Here is a 20,333-nt window from a genome sequence, read left to right as displayed (position 1 = left end):
CATAGCTGACATGTTGCCAAAGTACAAACGAATTCTGCTCAAGCTGAGTGGCGAAGCCCTGATGGGAGATAGTAATTATGGAATCGATCCAAAGGTAATTTCCCAGTATGCGCATGATATCAAATCGGTTACCGACCTCGGGGTGCAGGTAGCGATCGTGATCGGCGGAGGGAATATTTACCGGGGAATGAATGAAGCGGAAACCGGTATTGAACGAGCGCAGGGCGACTATATGGGCATGCTGGCTACGGTCATCAATGGTATGGCTATGCAGAGTGGTCTGGAAAGAGCAGGGATGTACACGCGCCTGCAATCTGCCATTAAAATGGAACAGATCGCGGAACCTTATATCCGCCGCCGCGCCATTCGTCACCTGGAAAAAGGGCGTGTGGTGATCTTCGGCGCCGGAACAGGAAATCCTTATTTCACTACGGACACCGCTGCTTCCCTTCGCGCCATCGAAATACAGGCGGACGTGATCCTGAAAGGAACGCGGGTAGACGGTATTTACACCGCAGACCCCGAGAAGGACCCTACAGCCACAAAATTTGAGTCGATCACCTTCGCCGAAGTGTACCAGAAATCTCTGAACGTAATGGATATGACCGCGTTCACCCTCTGCCAGGAAAACAAGCTGCCGATCATTGTGTTTGACATGAACAAAATGGGAAACCTCCTGCACGTCATTATGGGCAGGAATGTTGGCACCTTGGTAAAAGGATAACCCTGTTTAAAAAGACGATCCTCTTTCGCGCGGTGGGCAATTGCCATTTATAACACCGTTCGGATTGATAATATGGGGCTGTTTCAAAAGTAATCTGACGGATTGAGCGACGTGCAACGACAATTCTCTCCATCGGGTATCCGGATAAAAGCCGGATACCATTACCTTTGACAACAGCCCCATCTACGTATGTGATTAAATCAAATGCCGGCGCACCGGTATTTTATATGGTCATTAACCTGAGTAGTACCAGGAGAGGAATCCCCCGGCATATTTCATATATGTTAACCCCATATAGATAAAATGTACTTTGAATAAAATTTACCCCAAATTCCAGCACGTCATGGCGGAAAGTATTGGTGGTAGTGGGTCATCATCCTGTGAGGATCTTCCCCGCTGTGATAAAATCTGGCGGAAGAAAAGGCATATGCCGCACCGTGGTGGCAAAGTCCACCGGTAAATGGGGCATCATGCATTTGCTCCAGTTTCTCTGTGGCGGCACAGGCATCCGGCACCGGGCTGCTATAGGCAGCGGGTTCCCAGAACTGGAACTGCCGGTCGGCCCGCTGACATTGATACTGCTCCAGTTCTCCCGAGCGGGCATTCCTGAGGCGATGCTTGATCTGCTGCGCCGTGAATTTCAGCAGCATCTGCCGGATGTTCCTGTTTTCCCAGGCGGGTCGTTTTTTCCACAACAGGTGTATCTCGTCTTCCAGGATAACAAAGCCGTATAGCCATATACGTTCGTTCCTGGCCATAAAGGCCAGGCTGTTCAGCATGATCTCTTTATGATAATCATCACGGAACAGCAAGGTCCCGTGACGGCAACTCGCGGAAAAATATTCCATGATGTCCGAAATGAGGTGAAGGATATAAACCGTTAGACAAAGTGGCTGATGACCGGAAGTGCTGCTGATAGCGGATGGTTGCGCCTGCGTAGCGGCTTACCGGAGGCGCATCGCATAACGGGCTAAATCCGGGGAAAGGTCATCTACGCTAATGAACGCGACACAGCGCTCGGTTCAGCCCACAGGCCAACCATCCAACATCAGCAAGCCTTCAGGCAGTCATTTTGCTATCGGATATAAAAACCGGGAACTCTTCCCCCCTGGGCTTTCCGGGGAAGCGTCACGAGGCCGCCATGCATCGTATATCGTGAGCAGACAAACTTCGGGATACCGATGCGTGTGGATCAAACGCGGATCAAACGTAGACCAAACGGCATCCCGCTGTACATAGTTCATACAGTTTCTGTTCCGCCCGCTATCCTTCTGCATATTGACCAGGCGATACTCCTCAAGTCAACCCATGCCCGGCACATCGCCAGAAGTGGAGTGTCGGTTGCCAATGAATACTTCTCCGGGTGGAGGGAAGAGATAACAGCAGAGCAATTGATCCCGGTCCAAAAAATGGCTGGTGTTCACTACCAGGGATAACTGAATTATTCCTGCTTTTGGCCGCAACGTTCCGGCTGCTCCCGGGCAGCAATATCCCCGGCATGACGAGGAGGAAGAAAGGAAGTTGACAACTGCATCAATATCCTGCTTAGCCCTCTTTCAGGTGAGCGGTCAGGAGACACGGCCCTGCCGAAAAATGATGCCTGAATACGGCCGTTCGAAAAAGAATTTGTTTTGGTGTTTTTCATGGTAACGGGTTCTTGTTACGGGTTAAACAAATAAATTAACGAGTGCAATTTAATGAGCCGGGATGATAAAAAGGCTGTTCATTTTATTCAATTCAACTACAGGTGTTAACACCATAAATTCAGATCACATATTCAAAAGCAGTGAAACTCCGGCCATCGCTCCGCACGGATATCGTTCCGCCCATCCTTTCCACAAAATCCTTACAGATGATCAGGGCAATTCCCGCACCACGACCGGTTTCCCGGGCATATCTACCCGCGATCTTGTAATCAAAAACAAAGGGAATGTCCGCCGCAGCGATCCCTCCTTCATTTGTAACGGTAATGATTACACGGTCGTCCTCCGGTCGGGCGTCGATCGTTATATTTCCTCCATCCGGCGAAAACTTCACCGCGTTATGCAGCAGGTTCCGGTTCACGAATTGCAGCATCTCCCTGTCAGCCTGCACCACAAGCTCCCCCGGAATATTCAGCGCAAGCTGAAGCGCCCTGGCCTGGATATCCCCGGCCATCGGTTCCTGCACTTCCCTCCACAACTCATGCAGCAGATAGGGCTTCGGCTCGTACTCGAAGCCGGCCAGCTGCGACTTCACCCACCTGAGCACACTCTCGAAGAGGTGCAGCGTCTCGGTTGCCATCGACGCGATGGAGGATGATATCTCCCGCATCTCCTCATTCCGGATGTCTTCCCGGGCGAATAACTGGGATGCATTGATGATATGCCCGAGCGGTAAACGGAAATCATGCGCCAGAATGCTCAGCAGTTTGTTCTTGAAATCGTCATGATGCTGGAGATGCCGGTTCTTTTCATTGAGCGCACGGTTGAGCTGCTCCTGGCGGTTTGTGCTCCGGCGGGTGAAATGGACTAACCGGAAATTCATAATAATGAGGCCGGTCAGCAGAAGGCCGCAGACCACAAAAAAAGAGATCAGCAGGTTCCTGTTCCTCGATTCCAGGGACTCCAGGACCAGGTTCTGCTGCTGCAGCGCATTGCTGAGCCGCTGTGTCCTGCGCTCCTCTTCCTGAAGAAGCACCTCGAGATAACTCCCGCCTTCCTGCCGGGTTATGCCTTCGCGGTCTTCCGATATCCTTTCCAGCACATCCGCATATGGCAAGGCAGCGGCGGGGCCCTGTTGTTTGTAATACCGGTAAAGTGCCGCGGCCGGCCGGATGAGCAGTTGTCTATATCCGCCATCCATGGCGGCCTGCATCATTTTCCGGCGGTATTGAATGGTATCAGGCAGATGATAAATCGCCGCATACTCATCCAGCTGCCCATAAGCGGAGGCGGCGAGATATAAAAATCCCCCTTCTGCTGCGTCAGCCGCAAGCACTGTGAGATCTTGCACAGCAGTCCCCGGCTTTCCGGCACGCATCTGCTCCCGGGCAAAACAGAGGTCTGTACTGATGATCGTCTGCCTGTCGCCATACATTCCGGCGATCTCCCGCGATTTCCGGAGGGCCAGTCGTGCAGAATCCTGGCGGGAGCTGTCCCCCGCAAACACCATATAATAACCGGTCAGCACGGGCGCCCAGGCAGAGTCGTGGAGCAGCCGGCTGCCAATGGCCATCGCATCATTTATATAAGACGCTGCCATGTTCTGCCGGTTATCCTGCTGATAAAGGATACCGATACAAAACAACGCCTTGCAGATACCGGCAGAATCCCCCAGCTGCCGGTAACGCTGCAGGCCATCCTGGTAGAACCGGGTGGCCAGTCTGTTGTTGTGAAAGAGGGTAAAACAGGAGCCAAGATTTATCCCGGCATCGGCAATTCCCTTGTTGTAGCGAAGCCGGTGAGAAAGCGCATACCCTTCCCTGGCGTAATAATAGCTGCTGTCCAGCTGCCGGAAGAGGTAAAGAAGGCCAAGACGGTTGAGTGCATCGGCATATTGAAGGCTGTCCCCCCCATGTAGCGGCAATCCTGTTTTTAACTGGCTGATGGCCTGCTTCTGAGCGAAGAGTGCGGTTGGCATACAGAGCATCAGGCAGTAGAGGATCTTTACCATATCAATATACAAGGCTCAGTAAACGTTAATATCAACCCGGAAACTGCCTGGGGCTTAAAGTTCGCCATAACAACGCTGTGCAGTAACAGTAGGCCAGGGAACAGCTTTATACAACTCAATATCATGGCTATTTGTGAAATATTTTGTTAAGCATTTGCAAATTACAGCTTTTTATAAGAATGAACACGTTGAGGCCAATCACTTAAAAATGAACAAAATGAACAGCGCAGGAACGCTTCCGGTGGCTTAATTTAGTTCCGTCATAGAAAATGATCATGGTTGTCCCCATACCCGGCGTGACCAGCGCCTGGTTTGTTTTCCTGAAAAGAAAATACCGGTTCCCATGTTATAACGCTGTTTTTAACCAAAAATCCTATCATATGGAAAGCTTGCAAGCTCACAACTATGGTTGCCAGGAACTGGACGCAACCAATGCAAAAGACGTTAATGGCGGATTTCTCGCCCTGAGCATCACTAATGTGGATGGAAAAATCACTGTAGGCGCACAGCTGGATACCAGCGGCCTGACCTCCGGTTTACCCGGCGGCGGCGGTGGGTCCCTGCCCGGCCTCGGCGGTCTCGGAGATTTACTGGCACCGGTTACCAACCTGCTGAACAGCCTGCTCGGCGGTTTGGGAGGTGGTCTGCTCCGCCTGTAATCAATTCATTAAGCAAAAGAGGCTGTATCCATAGTAGATGCAGCCTCTTTGCATGATACGCAGACCCGGAGGTAGATGCAGCCACTTTGCATGATACGCAGACCCGGATGGTAGATGCTGCCGCTTTGCATATACAACAGACCCGGATGGTGGATGCAGCCGCTTTGCATGATACACAGACCCGGAGACAGATGCAGCCGCTTTGCATGATACAGACCCATATTACATAACGACGCTTCTTTCATCCTGTACCCAGCAACCGAAGGCCGCCCCGATCCCGACATACCCATCAAATCGCAAGCCTCTGACCGGTCCTCCTCTCTGCCATATAACGAACTCTCCTGATCTATTATACCAAATACACCTGAAGGTTGCCGCATCAAACCAGGCAACCTTTTTTCATTCCGCCATTTGAATCCTTATTTTTGTCATAAACTATACTCCCATGCGAATCGTTACCTATAATGTAAACGGACTGCGCTCCGCTATGACCAAGGGCTTCTGCGAATGGCTAAAAACCGATCCGGCAGACATCATCTGCCTTCAGGAAGTAAAAGCACACCGCGAGAATGTGGACTATCTCCAGTTTGAAACGCTGGGGTATGAGGATTTCTGGTACCCCGCCCAGAAAAAAGGATATAGCGGGGTTGCCATCCTGACCAAAATAAAACCCGATAACGTCCAATACGGTAACGGCTACATGCAAAGCGATGCCGAAGGAAGGGTTTTACGGGCCGATTTCGGGGACATCACCCTCATTAATGCCTATTTCCCTTCCGGCACTACCGGGGAAGAAAGACAGACCTATAAATATCAATGGCTGGATGAGTTCTACGGATACCTTGACCAGCTCCGGAAAGAACGCCCGAACCTCGTTGTGGTGGGTGACTATAATATCGCCCATAAGCCGATCGATATACACAACCCCGTCAGCAACAAGGACTCCTCCGGGTTCCTGCCGGAAGAAAGGGCATGGATGAGCAAACTGTTCGATAACGGCTTTGTGGATACCTTCCGGCATTTTCATCCCGAACCGCATCAATACAGCTGGTGGAGTTTCCGCGCCAATGCCCGGAACAACAACAAAGGCTGGCGCATCGATTATATCAATGTAACCTCGCCGTTGCAGGACCGCCTTGCCGATGCCAGTATCTGGCAGGACGTCAAGCATTCCGACCACTGTCCCGTTTACCTTCAATTGAAACCATAAGCATGCTTATATATAATGTAACGACCAAGGTATCGCCAATGATCCATGAAAGCTGGCTGGAATGGATGAAAAAGGAGCATATCCCGGAGATCATCGCCACCGGCCTTTTCCACGATTACCGGATATGCAGGCTGCTGGATCAGGACGATTCCGATGGCCCCACCTATGCCGTGCAGTATTTCACCGATACCCTGGAGAACTATCATACCTATCTCCAGGAGCATGCGGGCCTGCTGCGCCAGAAGAGCTTCGATGCCTTCGGAGACCAGTTTGTAGCGTTCCGGACCGTTATGCAGGTGGTCTGACAGCGCAAACTTATCCACAGGAAATTCACTATTTTCAAGGGGTTCAGGCTTTGGTACAATAGTTGAAGAATAAGGACGTTTTATAGCAGGAATCATTAAAACTCAATGCAGTAAAGGGATTGAAGTACCGGTTATTCCCTTTTCGTTTAGCAGCCTGAAAGAGCCAATCTGCTCTAACCGTTACCTGTAGGGTTTTTCAGCGCTTAAAAAAATATTTTAAAAATTTGGCAATCTCGTAAAACGCTTTATATTTGCTCACATCAAACATTTTCTCACTAGTTAAATCTTAACTAACTATGAACAAAGCCGAATTGATCGACAAACTCGCCAAAGATGCTGGCGTTACTAAAACACAAGCTAACGATGCTTTGGATTCTTTCACTAAAGCTGTTGCTGATACCCTGAAAAAAGGTGGTAAAGTAACTTTGGTTGGTTTCGGTACTTTCTCTGTTTCCAAACGTGCTGCACGTAACGGTAGAAACCCCCAGACTGGCCAGATCATCAAGATCAAAGCTAAGAAAGTTGCTAAATTCAAAGCTGGTAAAGCACTGTCTGACAAGCTCTAGGAGTTGGCGACCCAACTTATTTAAGCAAGGAACATTATTTGTTTCTTGCTTTTTTTATTTTTGCAGCACAAACACTATCATTCATCATTAATTACTTAAACCATGGGTAGAGGAGATATCAAAACAAAGAAAGGCAAAATCTCTAACGGATCATTCGGCAAAAGCCGTCCTGCCAAAGTCAAAAAGACTGCTGCGCCTAAAGCTGAGAAGAAAGCCTAGCACCAATAGTCTGGCTGTATCAAAGACAAACCCGCACCTGTTCACCGGGGCATTGATGCCCTGATCTTCCGTTCCGGCCAATATATCTTTGATACAGCCTTTTTATTCCGCCGATATGGCCCCTCAAGGCGCCAGGCGCTCTATTTTCCAGCTATTCCCTTCCTGCAAAACATACCGCAGACGGTCGTGCAGCCTGCTGCTACGCCCCTGCCAAAACTCCACCACCTCAGGTTTCACCACATATCCCCCCCAATGTTCCGGACGCCCCGGCCCGGTCTGTGCAAGCTCCCTCTCCAGTTCCAACACCCTGTTCTCCAGAAAATCCCGCCCGGGAATCACCTGGCTCTGTGGCGAGGCTATCGCACCTATCCGGCTGCCCATGGGGCGAGACAGGAAATATGCATCACTCACCGCGGCACCCGCTTTTGTAACGGTGCCCTCTATACGTACCTGGCGCTCCAGCTCTTTCCAGAAAAACAGCAGGGTTGCCCTGGGGTTCTCCGCCAGCTCATGCCCCTTCCGGCTGTCGTAATTCGTAAAGAAAAGAAAACCCTGCTCATCGAAACTCTTCAACAGCACGATCCGCGCTGAAGGCCGGCCATCCGCGGTGCTGGTAGCCAATGTCATGGCATTCGGCTCCTCCAGCTCGCTCTGTATCACCTCCTGCCACCAGCGCTCAAACTGAGCCACCGGCACCGGCGCCGCATCCTGCTCGTCAAGTGTTGCTCTTTTGTAATCCTGCCGCAATGCTGCTATCTTTTGATTGATCATCGGTGAACTTTTTGGCAAAATTAATGCTTATCTCTCCACAGATGCTGACCAGTATTTGTAGAAGTGGTAATTTACATCAGTTTTTAAAATGGTATTCATGAAAATACAGCGCTGCCTGCCTGCTTTCATCATCTGCCTGGCGGCCTGCCAGCAGCCGGCAAAGCAACAGGCGTCACAGGATTCAACGGTTGCCGCCGCAACACAACGCCCCGTTTTTTATACAAGGCTGAAAGGTACACTCGCGGGGCAGCCTGTGACGATGCAACTCGTCAGATCAGGAGAGCAGCAGTACGAAGGATGGTATGCTTATGACAGTATCGGCCATCCCATCCCCCTGTATCACCAGCAGGATTCGTCCGGCAGGATCGTTCTCGCGGAATACTCCGGCATGGACGATACACCCCCTGTTTTCACAGGGGAGATCACGCCGGACGGTCATTTCAAAGGCCGTTGGGTGGGCAGCCGCCAGTTCGAATTCGACCTGCAGGAAGATACGAAAGGTGCCGTGCTGTTCGATGTATTCAGCTTTTCAGATTCCGCTGTTCTTTTCTATAATGATCCCGGGTCTCCCATGGCCATCGCTTCCGCCAGCATCGTATGGCCGGTTGGCGGCACGGATGAGGCCGGCCTGGAGGTGATCCGGCAGGCCATCGGAAAATCCATACGGAACCCGGACAGCCTGGTAAAAGCACCGGTAAACGGCTTTCTGAAGGACTATCTGCAGCAGCGCGGCGAAGTGGACACGAATGCCCTCGAAACCGGAATGGGCGCTACCTGGAACTGGACTGCCGAAAGCCGTACCCGGGTAGTATGGAACCAGTATCCGCTTGTTGTGCTGGAATCCGCGGGCTACGAATATACCGGCGGCGCGCATGGCAATTACGGCAGCATATTTTCCGTGATCGATCTGGCCAGGAAAAAAGTGCTTGCACCGGCCGATGTCTTCAAACCAGGGTATGAAAAAGTGCTGTCCGTCGCCCTCGAAAAGGCCTTCCGCGCAAAGTATAACGTACCGGCCAACGAAAAGCTGAACCAGGGGTATCTCTTCGGAGCATCCATCATGCCCAATCAGAATTTTTTTATCACCGGCAAAGGCGTTACCTTTTGCTATACTCCCTATGAGATCGCCGCTTATGTCATGGGCCAGATCACCCTGTTCGTTCCCTTTGAGGATGTGAAAGATATTGTGAATGAAGCTTACCTGCAATAATATATGAGTCTGAGAGATCCGCAACAATATAACCAAAGGTTCCAGGATGTTTATGCCCGGTTGAATGAACGCCAGCGGCTGGCGGTAGACAATACCGAAGGCCCGGTAATGGTCATTGCCGGACCGGGTACTGGAAAAACACAGATCCTCGCCTCCCGTATCGGCAAGATCCTGCGGGATACGGACTTCCTCCCGCATAACATCCTCTGCCTCACCTATACGGACGCCGGCACGGTAGCCATGCGCAAGCGGCTGACCGATTTTATCGGTCCCGATGCCTACCGCGTCAACATCCATACCTTCCATTCTTTTTGTAACGAAGTCATCCAGGATAACCTGTCCCTCTTTGAAAAGAACGTGCTGGACCCGATCTCCGATCTCGAAAAGATCCAGCTGCTCAAAACACTGATCGACGGGTTTCAGAAAGACAATCCCCTGAAGCGTTACCGCGGGGATGTGTATTTTGATATGCGCAACCTGGCCAACCTTTTTTCCACCATGAAAAGGGAAGGATGGAGCCCCGCATTCATCAAAGAAAAAGTGGAGGCCTATGTGGCGTCACTGCCGGGACGGGAGGATTACATCTATAAAAGGGCCAGCGGACGTTTCAAAAAAGGCGACCTGAAAGAGGAGAAGCTGGCCGGCGAAAAAGAGAAAATGGTCCGGCTGCTTGCTGCGGTGGAACAGTTCGATATCTTCCAGCAGATGATGCACAAAGCCAACCGTTACGACTTTGATGACATGATCAACTGGGTGATCCGGGCTTTTGAACAATATCCCAACCTGCTGGCCGATTATAAGGAACGCTTCCAGTACCTTCTCGTAGATGAATACCAGGATACCAGCGGCACGCAGAACAAGCTTATCTCGCTGCTGACCGGTGGTGAAGAAAAACCCAACGTGTTCGTGGTTGGCGATGATGACCAGTCCATTTACCGCTTTCAGGGCGCGAATATCGAGAACATGGCACAGTTTGCGGAAGGTTTTGCCAAAGACCTGCTTACGGTGGTGCTCACCCAGAACTACCGCTCCGTGCAGCAAGTACTGGACGTATCCATGGCGCTCATCAGCAACAACAAAGGCTCCCGGCTGGTAGACCAGCTCCCCGGCCTCAGCAAGCAACTGGTGGCCTCCAATGAAAAGTTGCAGGGGCTGGACATTCCGCCCGTCATCCGCCGGTACAACACTCCCCGCGACGAGATGGCCGCCATCACGCTGGAAGTGGAGCAACTGTTGCAAACGGGGGTACAACCAGGCAAGATCGCCATCATCTACAAGGAAAACAAATACGGAGAAGAGCTGGCATTATATTTCCGCCTGAAGCAACTGCCTTTTTATTCCAAACGCAGCATCAACCTGTTCGAACAGCCCTTCTCGCGGAAAGTGATCCACATCCTGCGTTACATTGCCAGCGAGCTGGAAACGCCCTATAGCGGGGACGACCTGCTTTTCGAGATCATGCACTACGACTTTTACCGCGTGCCGCCGATCGAAGCCGCGCGGATCAGTATAGAAGTGGCGGAAAAAGGCTACAGCGAAAAAGAAAAAACATCCATCCGGAAATACCTGCAGGAGTGGAACAAGACCCGCAACCCTACGCTGTTCTCTCTCGCCCCGCATGAGGAAGCCATGCGCCTGGGCAACCTGCTGGAGAAGTGGATCGGGGATGCCTATAACGTAACCCTGCAGCAGCTTTTTGCGCAGGTCATCAGTGAAGGCGGCATCTTGTCCTACGTAATGGCATCGCCGGAAAAGATCTGGCTGATGAAGATATTGCAGGCGTTGTTTGATTTTGTAAAAGAAGAAACCCGCCGCAACCCGGATATGAATATCGTGTCCATGATGGAAACCGTCGCCCTCATGGAAAGCAATAAACTGCCCATCCCGCTGGTACAGGTATCCGGTAATGAAAAAGGCGTGAACCTGCTCACCGCGCACGGCGCCAAAGGGCTGGAATTTGAATATGTGTTCATGGCCGGCACCAATTCCCACCTCTGGGAAAAGAAAAAGCGCAGCGCCTCCGGATTCACCCTGCCTGATACCGTGTTTTCCACGGAAGCTACCTCCACCGATGAACAGGAGCTTCGCCGTCTTTTCTATGTGGCCATGACAAGGGCGGAAAAATATTTATACATCAGCTATCCGGAGTTCCGGCAGGACGGCAAACCGCTGGAGCCGAGCATGTTCATCTCCGAGATACTGCAATCGCACATCCTGCCCGAGCAAAAGATCGAGCTGCCTGAGGAAACGCTTTTCCAGTTCGAGCTGCTGCAATACGGGAAAGAATCCGCACCGGAGATAGAGAAAGTGGACCAGTTGTTCATAGATACCCTGCTGAGCGGGTTTGTGATGAATGTTACCGCGTTGAACAACTACCTGCGCTGTCCGCTCGCCTTTTTTTACCAGAACCTCGTTCGCGTGCCCGTTGGCCGCTCCGAGAGCACGGAATTCGGTTCCGCAGTGCATTATGCGCTGGAAAAGCTGTTCCAGAAAATGCAGAACAACAACAGCATCTTCCCGCCGGTGGAAGAATTCATCCGCGATTTCTCCTACAGCATGCGGCGCAACCGGGAATGCTTTACCCGGGAAGCGTTTGAACGAAGGATGGAATACGGGCGGGACATTCTCACGGAATATTACGATAAGTACGTCCACACCTGGAACACCGTGGTCAGCATCGAGCGCAATATCCGCAACGTTGTGGTGAACGGCGTTCCGGTAAAAGGAAAGATCGACAAGCTGGAATTCAACGGCAAGGAAGTGAATGTGGTGGATTACAAAACGGGGGATTTCGAGAAAGCGAAGAAAGACCTCCGGAAGTTTGACCGCCCGAATGAACGCAATCCGGATGGTGGCGACTACTGGCGGCAGGGAGTATTTTATAAAATTTTGTTAGATAATTATAAACAGAAGGACTGGCAGGTTGTTAGCACGGAATTTGATTTCATTGAGCCGAACAGGCAAAAGGAGTATTTCCGGGAAAAGATCACCATCACCGCGGAAGATACGACCACTGTTACACAGCAGATCACTGATACCTGGGCGAAGATCCAGAACAAGGATTTCTATACCGGCTGCGGAAAAGAGGATTGCCGCTGGTGCAATTTCGTGAAGGACAACCGGCTGCAGGTAGCGCTGCATTCACTGGTGGAAGAGGAGGAAGAAGAATAATCGGCAACAAACAGTAAGTTTGCACATCAAATCAAATATACAGGTTAGGAAAAAATGAATCGGAACTTCCCGGGCTGGATTTGCTCACTGATCGTACTACTGGCTATTAGCAGCAGCTTGACAAGATGTGCCAACATCGTGCCGCCGGGCGGCGGCCCCAGGGATACCCTCCCTCCGCAGCTGCTGGGCATCTCTCCGCGGGACTCCACGCTGAACTTCAACAGCAAACTGGTGACCTTCCGGTTCAACGAATATGTGGAGCTGGATAACGTGATCGACAAGCTGATCATTTCGCCAACGCTCAAGCGCACACCCACCATTACCGCCAAGCTGCGCATCATTACCATGCAGATCAAGGATTCCCTGCAACCCAATACCACCTACACTTTCAACTTCGGCGACGCCGTCAAGGACGTGAATGAACGGAACCCTATCGAGGATTTCCAATATGTGGTATCCACCGGTACCTACCTGGATTCCCTGCAGCTCACCGGCAAGCTGATCACCGCGGAAACGGGCCTGCCGGACAGTAATGTGTCCGTAATGTTATACGCCAACCTGGAAGACTCTGCCGTATCGAAGGAAAAACCGCTGTACGTGGCAAGGACCAAGGGAAATGGCGGATACCGCTTCAAGAACCTGAAACCCGGCACCTACCGCATTTTTGCGCTTAAGGAAGAAGACCGTGATTTTCAATATACACAACCCACGGAACTGATCGCTTTCGCGGACAGCCTCGTGCATCTCGACAAAAACATCGATGGCATCAACCTGGCGCTGTTCAAGGAAAGAGACACTGTGCTGTTCCCGGAAGATGAGCCCGAACCGGAGCCCGAGCCGGCCGATAACAAAAAACAGGCAAAAAAACCAAAGCTGACCCTCAGCGCGGGGCTTAGCAGCGGCAAGCAGGAACTGGGAGACTCGCTTCCCCTGCAAGCCAGCCTTCCCCTGGCAACCATAGACTCCTCCCGCATACTCCTGCTGGAAGACACCACTTTTGTGCCCGTGGCCTTTACTTTCCACCGTGCAGACACGCTCGGCAAGAGTTTCCGGCTCCTGTACAACTGGAAACCCTCCAAGCCCTACCGCCTCATCCTCCCGGAAGGCCTCGCCACAGACACCACCGGCCAGACGAACAAGGCGGATACAACGGACTTTTCCGCCAAAGGTCTGGATGACTACGGCATCGTGAAAGTAAAGCTTTCCATCGGGGACAGCGCCAGGAACGAACTCCCGGCGGACACCAGCTACCGCTTCGTGATACAGATGGTCGCCAATAAAGAGATCAAATACTCCGGGGTGATCGTCAACGGCGCATGGGAACGGGGGCTTATACAACCCGGCGAATACGAGATCCGTGTGCTGGTGGACCTGGACGGCAACGGGATATGGGATACCGGAGGATATTACCGCATGCCGCGCAAACAGCCCGAAAAGGTATTCCCCATCCACGACAAGATCAACATCAAAAAGAACTGGACGGTGCCCGTTAACGTGAATCTGTAGTTATCTGTAACTTTGTGACATGATCTTTTCCTCCGCACTGATAGAAAATGCTGTTAATGAATTTGCCCGGCTGCCGGGCGTGGGCAAGAAAACGGCCCTCCGGCTGGTGCTGCATCTGCTCAAGCAGGATACCGCCCAGGTAGAGCTGTTCTCCGAAACAGTGGCCCGCATGCGCAGGCAGATCAAATTCTGCAAATACTGCCATAATGTGTCCGATGACGACACCTGCAGCATCTGCGCCAATACCGCCCGGCATTCCAATGTGGTGTGCGTGGTGGAAAGCATCCGGGATGTGATCGCCATAGAGAATACACAGCAGTTCAACGGTGTGTATCATGTTTTGGGCGGCATCATCTCCCCGATCGACGGCATCGGCCCGGAACAGCTGAACATCCATACACTGATTGAAAGGGTGCAGCAGCAGGGCGTGGAAGAGGTCATCATGGCCCTGAGCCCCACCATCGAAGGAGATACCACCATATATTACCTCTCCAAAAAACTGAAGGAATGGCCGGTAAAGATCACCACCATCGCCCGGGGCATTGCTTTCGGCGGGGAACTGGAATATGCCGATGAAATGACGCTGGCCCGCTCCCTGACCAACCGCCTCCCGCTCGAAAATTACCTGCAACAGGGTTCACGTTAGAATAACATGGATTTTAGCGCAAGGATGCTTAACTTTATGAAACACAACGTTAAAAATCATCCGTGCCATGATCAAGTTAATGCTGCTCTCCGCATTTTTTTCATTTGCTTTCGGCAATGTCTATGACTTCAAAGTTGAATCACTTGACGGCGGAAAAATAGATTTCTCCGGGTTTAAAGGCAAAAAGATCCTTATCGTCAACACCGCTTCCATGTGTGGCAACACCCCGCAATATGCGGAGCTTGAAAAACTGCATAAAAAATACAAGAACAAACTGGTGATCGTAGGATTCCCGGCCAACAACTTCGGTGGCCAGGAACCGGGCTCCAACCAGGAGATCAAGGCATTCTGCACAAAAGAATATGCTGTCACTTTCCCGATGGCCGCTAAAGTCTCCGTAAGAGGCGCTGACATCCATCCGCTGTATAAATGGCTGCAGGAAGAAAGCCGGAAAAAACAGCTGGACCCGGAAGAAGTGACCTGGAATTTTCAGAAATACCTCCTGGATGAAAAAGGCGAGTTGATCGCTGTTTTCAAACCCAGGACACAGCCGGACGCGCCGGAAATAATTGCCGCGATCGAAAAATAAGCATACATGACCAAACGCCTACTGCTTTCTCTCACAGCCATGGGCTGTGCTGTCCTGTTTTTTACCACGTGTTCGAAATCCGATGATCCTTCGCTGCAAAACTGTGAAAACGCCATTGCAGACATTCACTACAGCGGCAACCTGTATCCTTTGAAAATACTCAGCTCCACACTGCTGCGCCCTTCCGGGAACACAGGCAGGTTCAAGCTGCTGAGTGTGGAAGCATATATCGATACCGTTAAAGTAGTGCTGAATGTGGCCGATGTCGGCTATTTCACGAACGACCAGTTGCGGCAGGACTCCATCGGCACCAGGACATATACCTATTCCCGAACAGCAGGAAGCGACACCACAGGACGCGTACTGATCGGCGTCAGAAGAGGGCAGCAATACAGCTTCCATACAACAGATACCGCATCCATCCATATCACGGCTGTAAACCCGGAAAGACGTACCGTAACCGGTAACTATTTCTTCCGGACCACCGCACCGGTCATCACCGCCACCGGCACTTTCTCTGAAGTCTGTTTCCTGTCCATTCACTAGGCGGGCGCCGGTATTATTCCCGGAACAGGCCGGTTTGCCATCCGGTATAAAATCGCCGTCCTCCCCGAATGTTAAAATGAAGTATTTTTACGCCCATGTATTTTTCAGAGATCATCGGGCAGGATGCAACGCGGCAACAGCTGTTACATGCCGTGAACCATAACCGCCTCAGTCATGCCATGATTATGCTGGCGCCGGAAGGTGCGGGAGGACTGCCGACAGGGCTTGCCTTTGCGCAATACCTGGTGTGTGAGGACCGCCGGGAGCAGGACGCCTGCGGGCAATGCGCCGCCTGCAGGAAAGCAGCGCAATATATTCATCCGGACATCCATTTTTCCTATCCCGTCGTCCCCCGTAAAACCGGGGATAAACCCCTTAGTACAGACTATGCGGCCGAATGGCGGGAATTCATCTCGCAGCAACCCTACGGCAATGCGTACGACTGGCTGCAGTTCATCGGCGCGGAAAACAAACAGGGAAATATCACCGCCCATGAATGCCAGGATATCATCCGCAGGCTCAACCTGAAAAGTTTCGAAAGCCCGTACAAGATATTGCTGATGTGGATGCCGGAATACCTTGGCAATGAGGGCAACCGTCTATTAAAGCTGATAGAAGAGCCGCCTCTCAATACCATTTTTATCCTGGTTGCCGAAAACCAGGAGCAGATACTGGCCACCATCCTCTCCCGCACACAACTGATCAAGATCCCTCCCCTGTCGAAGGACGAAGTGGTAAAAGCCCTCGTGGAGCGCAACCAGGCTCCGGAACAGCGGGCCCGCCAGATCGCCACCATCGCCTCCGGCAATTACCGGGAAGCCCTGCAACTATTGCAACATTCCGATAATGATTATCATGAATTGTTGCGCACCTGGCTCAATTGCATTTTCATGCAGAACCGCAAAGGCCTGCAGGAGTGGGTAGACCATATGGCCAGCCCGAAAGTGGGACGGGAGAACCAGAAACAGTTCCTCCGGTATTTCATTAACGTACTGGAACACAGCCTCCGGCTGCAGTATATGGACAGCAGCCAGCTGGCCTTCTCGGACGAGGAGGTGGATTTTGCGGAAAAACTGAAGAAACTGGCCAATCTCGGGCAAATGGAGCAGCTCGCGGAAGCGCTGGACAATGCTTTTTACCATATCGAGCGGAATGCCAACGGCAAAATACTGTTCCATGCCCTGTCCATCCGCTTGCAGTACATTTTTTCGGGAAAGCCCCTGCCGGTCTAGCTGTCAACAATTTCCCTTACCTTTGTGCCTTCATTCCCTATGCTCACTTTTGATTATGGAAGTAAATATGTACTTTTAGTGACCTGGGAATGCAGGGATAATAATTATTTCATAATAAAAATAAACCGTAATATATGGCTTGTGCCGGATGTGGTACGGGTGCGGAAGGGAAGCCGTCGGGATGCAAGAGTAATGGAGGATGCAGCAGCGGAGGTTGCAACAGGTTGAATGTGTTCAACTGGCTGTCCAATATACCCTTGAGTGATAGCGTAGCACCATTTGATATTTTAGAAGTTAGTTTCAATAACGGTAGTCGCAAGGATTTCTTTCGCAATTCCACCAAACAGCTCTTTGAAAAAGGAGAGATGGTGGCCGTGGAAGGCATCAGCGGTTTTGATGTGGGCATGGTCAGTCTTACCGGGGAACTGGTAAAGCTGCAAATGAAGAAGCGGCGGGTGGAAGACACTCCTGAAGTGAAAAAACTGTTGCGCCGTGCTTCCCAGGAAGACATGAACCGTATGGCCGAGAACAAGAAACGGGAGCATGACGCGCTGATCAAGGCGCGGGTAATTGCCCGTGGGCTTGGCCTTGAAATGAAGCTGGCCGAAGTGGAGATTCAGGCTGATGGCCGTAAAGCCACTTTCTTTTATACCGCCGATGATCGTGTGGATTTCCGTGAGCTGATCAAGATATATGCCTCCGAGTTCAGGGTAAAGGTGGAAATGCGCCAGATCGGCGCCCGCCAGGAAGCCGGCAAGGTGGGCGGTATCGGCAGTTGTGGACGGGAGTTGTGCTGTTCCACCTGGCTCACTGATTTCAAATCCGTTAATACCACCGCAGCGCGGTATCAGAACCTTTCCATCAACCAGGCCAAACTCTCCGGCCAGTGCGGCCGCCTCAAATGCTGCCTCAATTACGAGCTGGATACCTACCTGGATGCCCTGAAAGATTTCCCTGATGACTGTGATACCATCGAAACCTCGGGAGGAAAAGCTACCCTGCAGAAGCGGGATATCTTCAAAAGCCTGATGTGGTATTCTTATGACAACAGCAGCAAACAGTACCCGCTGACCATCTCCCGCGTAAAGGAGATCCACCAGCAGAACAAGCAGGGCATCAAACCGGATGAACTGAAAGCAGTGGAAGTGGTGACCACCAAACCCAAGGAAGCAGATCTTGGTTTTGCAGATGTGGTTGGGCAGATCAGCCTCCGCTCGCTGGAAAAAGCTTCGCAGAAACGCAAGCAGAAATCCCGCGAAAAGCAGAAAGACCAGAAAGAAGCCCGGCCGAATAAAGGGGGACAAAAACCCCAGGAACAAAAGCCCCGCGGAGAACGCAGCGAACAGAAGGAGCCGCAAAAACAGCGGGAGCAACGTCCGGATAACCGCCAGCAACGCCCTCCAAGAGGAGAGCGGCCGCAACGGGGAGAACAAAAAGGCCCGCGCCCCGAGCAAAAAGCCGGAGAACCCAGGGAAGCCCGGCGGAACGAACAAAGGGAAAAACGGCCGCAGCAGTCCGGCGAACAACGTGAACAACGCCAGCCCCGCAGCGAACGGCCTCCCCGCCAGGAAAACCGCGAACCACGGGTGCCGGGAGAAGACAAACCACAACAGCCTGGTGGCCAGGGCGGTAACAACAGGAACCGTAACCGGCCTCCCCGGAAACCGGACCCCAAACAATAAAAAGCAATATTGAACCGTATTATACCAGAGGGTGCATCATTTTGATACACCCTCTTTTCTTGCAGGAACATGGCAGGACGACTGAACCAAATATACCACCGCCCGGATTTATTATCCCGTAAATGATCGGATTCCCTCCCCGATATAGCACCACATTCACATTGGAAAACCGCAGCCTGGCGGAACAACTGCTCATTACCCGGATGGCCATGGCAGATCTGGGCTGGGAAATATCCGCGATCACGGCAAATGGCATCACCGCATTCACCCCGTTCAGCCTGCGCTCCTGGAATGAACAGGTGAGCGTAACCCTGACAGCAGACGGAGAACTGGAGTTGTTCAGTTTCTCCACCGGCGCACAGGTGCTGGATTTTGGCCGCAACAGGCAGAATATCCGGCGGCTGGTGGAAGCCATCACGCAAACCGGGCTCACCATCAGTCCCGAAATACTGGCAGATATAGCGGAAGAGCAATTCGCAATCGCTCCGCAACTCAGCCACAGCAGGCAGGTGGTAAAAGGGCCTTTCGGGGTGTTCCGGCCGGTCAGCGGTTATTACATCACACCCGTTATTATCGGGCTGAATGTGGTGATATACCTCCTGCTGGCATTGGTCACGCTCTACCAGGGAGGCGCCTGGTGGATGATAGATACCGGCCTGCTGGAAACCTTCGGCGCCAACTACAAGGAAGTGACCCTGTTCGGGCAGCCCTGGCGGCTGTTAAGCGCTGCTTTCCTGCATGCGGACCTGCTCCATCTCTTCTTCAATATGTACGGCATCATGATCTGCGGCGTTTACCTGGAGCCGCTGCTGGGCAAATGGCGCTATCTCCTGCTGTATCTCTCCTGCGCTGTCGTTTCGGCCCTGGGCAGCCTGTGGTGGTATGACATTACGCCCTCCATCGGGGCTTCCGGCGCCATGTTCGGCCTGTTCGGGTTTATACTCATGCTGTTGCTGCGCCGTTTGCTACCCCCCGGAGAACGCCGCGCACTGCTCATCAGCATCGGTATTTACATCATCCTCCGGCTGTCGCTCGTTTTCTTCACCAACCGGATAGACCATGCCGCACATATCAGCGGCCTGCTCTGCGGTATGCTCATGGCGTGGCTGTTGTATCCCGGCCTTATAGATCCCTCCAGGCGGGCAACAAGCACCCGGGTGGCAACATCTGCCATCCTCATGCTTATCCTGGCTGTTTACTTTGCCCTGCCGCGCGATGTCAGCATCTACATCGCAAAAGTGGAAACGCTCGGATACAATTTTACCATGGCGCAGGGCAGTTACAGCGTAGTATCCGAGGAAGCCCGGAAAAAATGGCTGCGGAATTTTGGTATTTATTATATGGATGAGAACCTGCGCATTATGGATGAGATCGATTCCCTGTCCCTTAGCCGGGACGCGCGGGAGCGCAACAGGATCATGCGCAGGCTTTTTGTGACACAGCGGAACATGTTTGCCTACAGCTACAGGACCCTTCGTGAAGGTGGGAACGCGTATGACAAACAGATCATCGATGCCTTGCAGGAACTGAGCAGGATAAGGAAGCAGCTGAACTGGTAGTGACTCCGGACGGCCGAAGACCGGTCAACCGCAGGTCACAATAAGGAAGCAACTGATCTGCCAGTTGCACCCGATCCGCAGGAA

At 52.0% G+C, this 20,333-nt stretch carries 18 protein-coding genes; 15 read left to right on the top strand and 3 right to left on the bottom strand.

The genetic code is table 11. From position 1 onward, the window contains the following. The first annotated feature begins 10 nt into the window (after positions 1–10). Positions 11–724: a UMP kinase gene (gene pyrH, locus FW415_RS04930; protein WP_148383178.1), complete on the top strand. Its 714-nt coding sequence runs from the start codon at positions 11–13 to the stop codon at positions 722–724. Between the two features lie 341 nt (positions 725–1,065). Here the strand turns inward: pyrH and FW415_RS04925 are convergent, their stop codons facing one another. Both FW415_RS04925 and FW415_RS04920 read right to left on the bottom strand, forming a co-directional pair. Then, positions 1,066–1,572, bottom strand: a complete 507-nt coding sequence (locus FW415_RS04925; protein WP_148383177.1) for a hypothetical protein — start codon at positions 1,570–1,572, stop codon at positions 1,066–1,068. Between the two features lie 916 nt (positions 1,573–2,488). Continuing rightward, positions 2,489–4,345 (bottom strand): sensor histidine kinase KdpD, encoded by a 1,857-nt coding sequence (locus tag FW415_RS04920; protein WP_168208670.1) that lies wholly within the window; start codon positions 4,343–4,345, stop codon positions 2,489–2,491. 413 nt (positions 4,346–4,758) lie between these two features. Here FW415_RS04920 and FW415_RS04915 point away from each other — a divergent pair, with 413 nt between their 5' ends. From FW415_RS04915 to FW415_RS25515, 5 genes are all read left to right on the top strand, one after another. Then, the gene (locus tag FW415_RS04915; RefSeq protein ID WP_148383175.1) at positions 4,759–5,037 is read left to right on the top strand and encodes a hypothetical protein; all 279 of its coding nucleotides are present in this window, start codon (positions 4,759–4,761) and stop codon (positions 5,035–5,037) included. 445 nt (positions 5,038–5,482) lie between these two features. Further along, positions 5,483–6,247 (top strand): exodeoxyribonuclease III, encoded by a 765-nt coding sequence (locus FW415_RS04910; protein ID WP_148383174.1) that lies wholly within the window; start codon positions 5,483–5,485, stop codon positions 6,245–6,247. Positions 6,248–6,249: 2 nt separating this feature from the next. Then, positions 6,250–6,552: a DUF4286 family protein gene (locus FW415_RS04905; RefSeq protein WP_148383173.1), complete on the top strand. Its 303-nt coding sequence runs from the start codon at positions 6,250–6,252 to the stop codon at positions 6,550–6,552. A 296-nt stretch (positions 6,553–6,848) separates the two neighbouring features. Then, positions 6,849–7,118, top strand: a complete 270-nt coding sequence (locus FW415_RS04900; protein ID WP_074241463.1) for an HU family DNA-binding protein — start codon at positions 6,849–6,851, stop codon at positions 7,116–7,118. A gap of 102 nt (positions 7,119–7,220) precedes the next feature. Next, the gene (locus FW415_RS25515) at positions 7,221–7,337 is read left to right on the top strand and encodes a 30S ribosomal protein THX (protein WP_148383172.1); all 117 of its coding nucleotides are present in this window, start codon (positions 7,221–7,223) and stop codon (positions 7,335–7,337) included. Between the two features lie 123 nt (positions 7,338–7,460). Here FW415_RS25515 and pdxH read toward each other — a convergent pair whose 3' ends face one another. Next, positions 7,461–8,108 carry a pyridoxamine 5'-phosphate oxidase gene (gene pdxH / locus FW415_RS04890; protein ID WP_148383171.1) on the bottom strand — a complete coding sequence of 216 codons (648 nt, stop codon included), beginning with the start codon at positions 8,106–8,108 and terminating at the stop codon, positions 7,461–7,463. A gap of 97 nt (positions 8,109–8,205) precedes the next feature. Between pdxH and FW415_RS04885 the strand changes: the two genes are divergently transcribed. The 9 genes from FW415_RS04885 (at position 8,206) to FW415_RS04845 (ending at position 20,249) form a co-directional block, all read left to right on the top strand. Continuing rightward, complete coding sequence (locus tag FW415_RS04885; protein WP_168208669.1) at positions 8,206–9,318, top strand: DUF3298 and DUF4163 domain-containing protein; 1,113 nt, start codon at positions 8,206–8,208, stop codon at positions 9,316–9,318. 3 nt (positions 9,319–9,321) lie between these two features. Next, the gene (locus FW415_RS04880) at positions 9,322–12,489 is read left to right on the top strand and encodes an ATP-dependent DNA helicase (RefSeq protein WP_148383169.1); all 3,168 of its coding nucleotides are present in this window, start codon (positions 9,322–9,324) and stop codon (positions 12,487–12,489) included. Positions 12,490–12,606: 117 nt separating this feature from the next. Further along, positions 12,607–13,995 (top strand): Ig-like domain-containing protein, encoded by a 1,389-nt coding sequence (locus tag FW415_RS04875; protein WP_168208668.1) that lies wholly within the window; start codon positions 12,607–12,609, stop codon positions 13,993–13,995. Between the two features lie 19 nt (positions 13,996–14,014). Further along, a complete protein-coding gene (recR, locus tag FW415_RS04870; protein WP_148383167.1) occupies positions 14,015–14,641 on the top strand; it encodes a recombination mediator RecR in 627 nt (208 codons plus the stop codon). 67 nt (positions 14,642–14,708) lie between these two features. Further along, positions 14,709–15,230 (top strand): glutathione peroxidase, encoded by a 522-nt coding sequence (locus tag FW415_RS04865; protein WP_148383166.1) that lies wholly within the window; start codon positions 14,709–14,711, stop codon positions 15,228–15,230. Between the two features lie 6 nt (positions 15,231–15,236). Next, positions 15,237–15,776, top strand: coding sequence for a hypothetical protein (locus FW415_RS04860; protein ID WP_148383165.1), 540 nt, complete (start codon positions 15,237–15,239; stop codon positions 15,774–15,776). A 95-nt stretch (positions 15,777–15,871) separates the two neighbouring features. Beyond that, entirely contained in the window at positions 15,872–17,008 is a 1,137-nt protein-coding gene (locus FW415_RS04855; protein ID WP_148383164.1) for a hypothetical protein, read from the top strand. Positions 17,009–17,142: 134 nt separating this feature from the next. Continuing rightward, complete coding sequence (gene ricT / locus FW415_RS04850) at positions 17,143–18,690, top strand: regulatory iron-sulfur-containing complex subunit RicT (RefSeq protein WP_148383163.1); 1,548 nt, start codon at positions 17,143–17,145, stop codon at positions 18,688–18,690. A gap of 122 nt (positions 18,691–18,812) precedes the next feature. Continuing rightward, the gene (locus FW415_RS04845) at positions 18,813–20,249 is read left to right on the top strand and encodes a rhomboid family intramembrane serine protease (RefSeq protein WP_148383162.1); all 1,437 of its coding nucleotides are present in this window, start codon (positions 18,813–18,815) and stop codon (positions 20,247–20,249) included. Positions 20,250–20,333: the final 84 nt, after the last annotated feature.

This window comes from Chitinophaga sp. XS-30 (genome assembly GCF_008086345.1).
Classification (GTDB): domain Bacteria; phylum Bacteroidota; class Bacteroidia; order Chitinophagales; family Chitinophagaceae; genus Chitinophaga.
The sequence above is the reverse complement of the archived record's forward strand: the minus strand, read 5'-3'. Positions and strand labels throughout refer to the sequence as shown.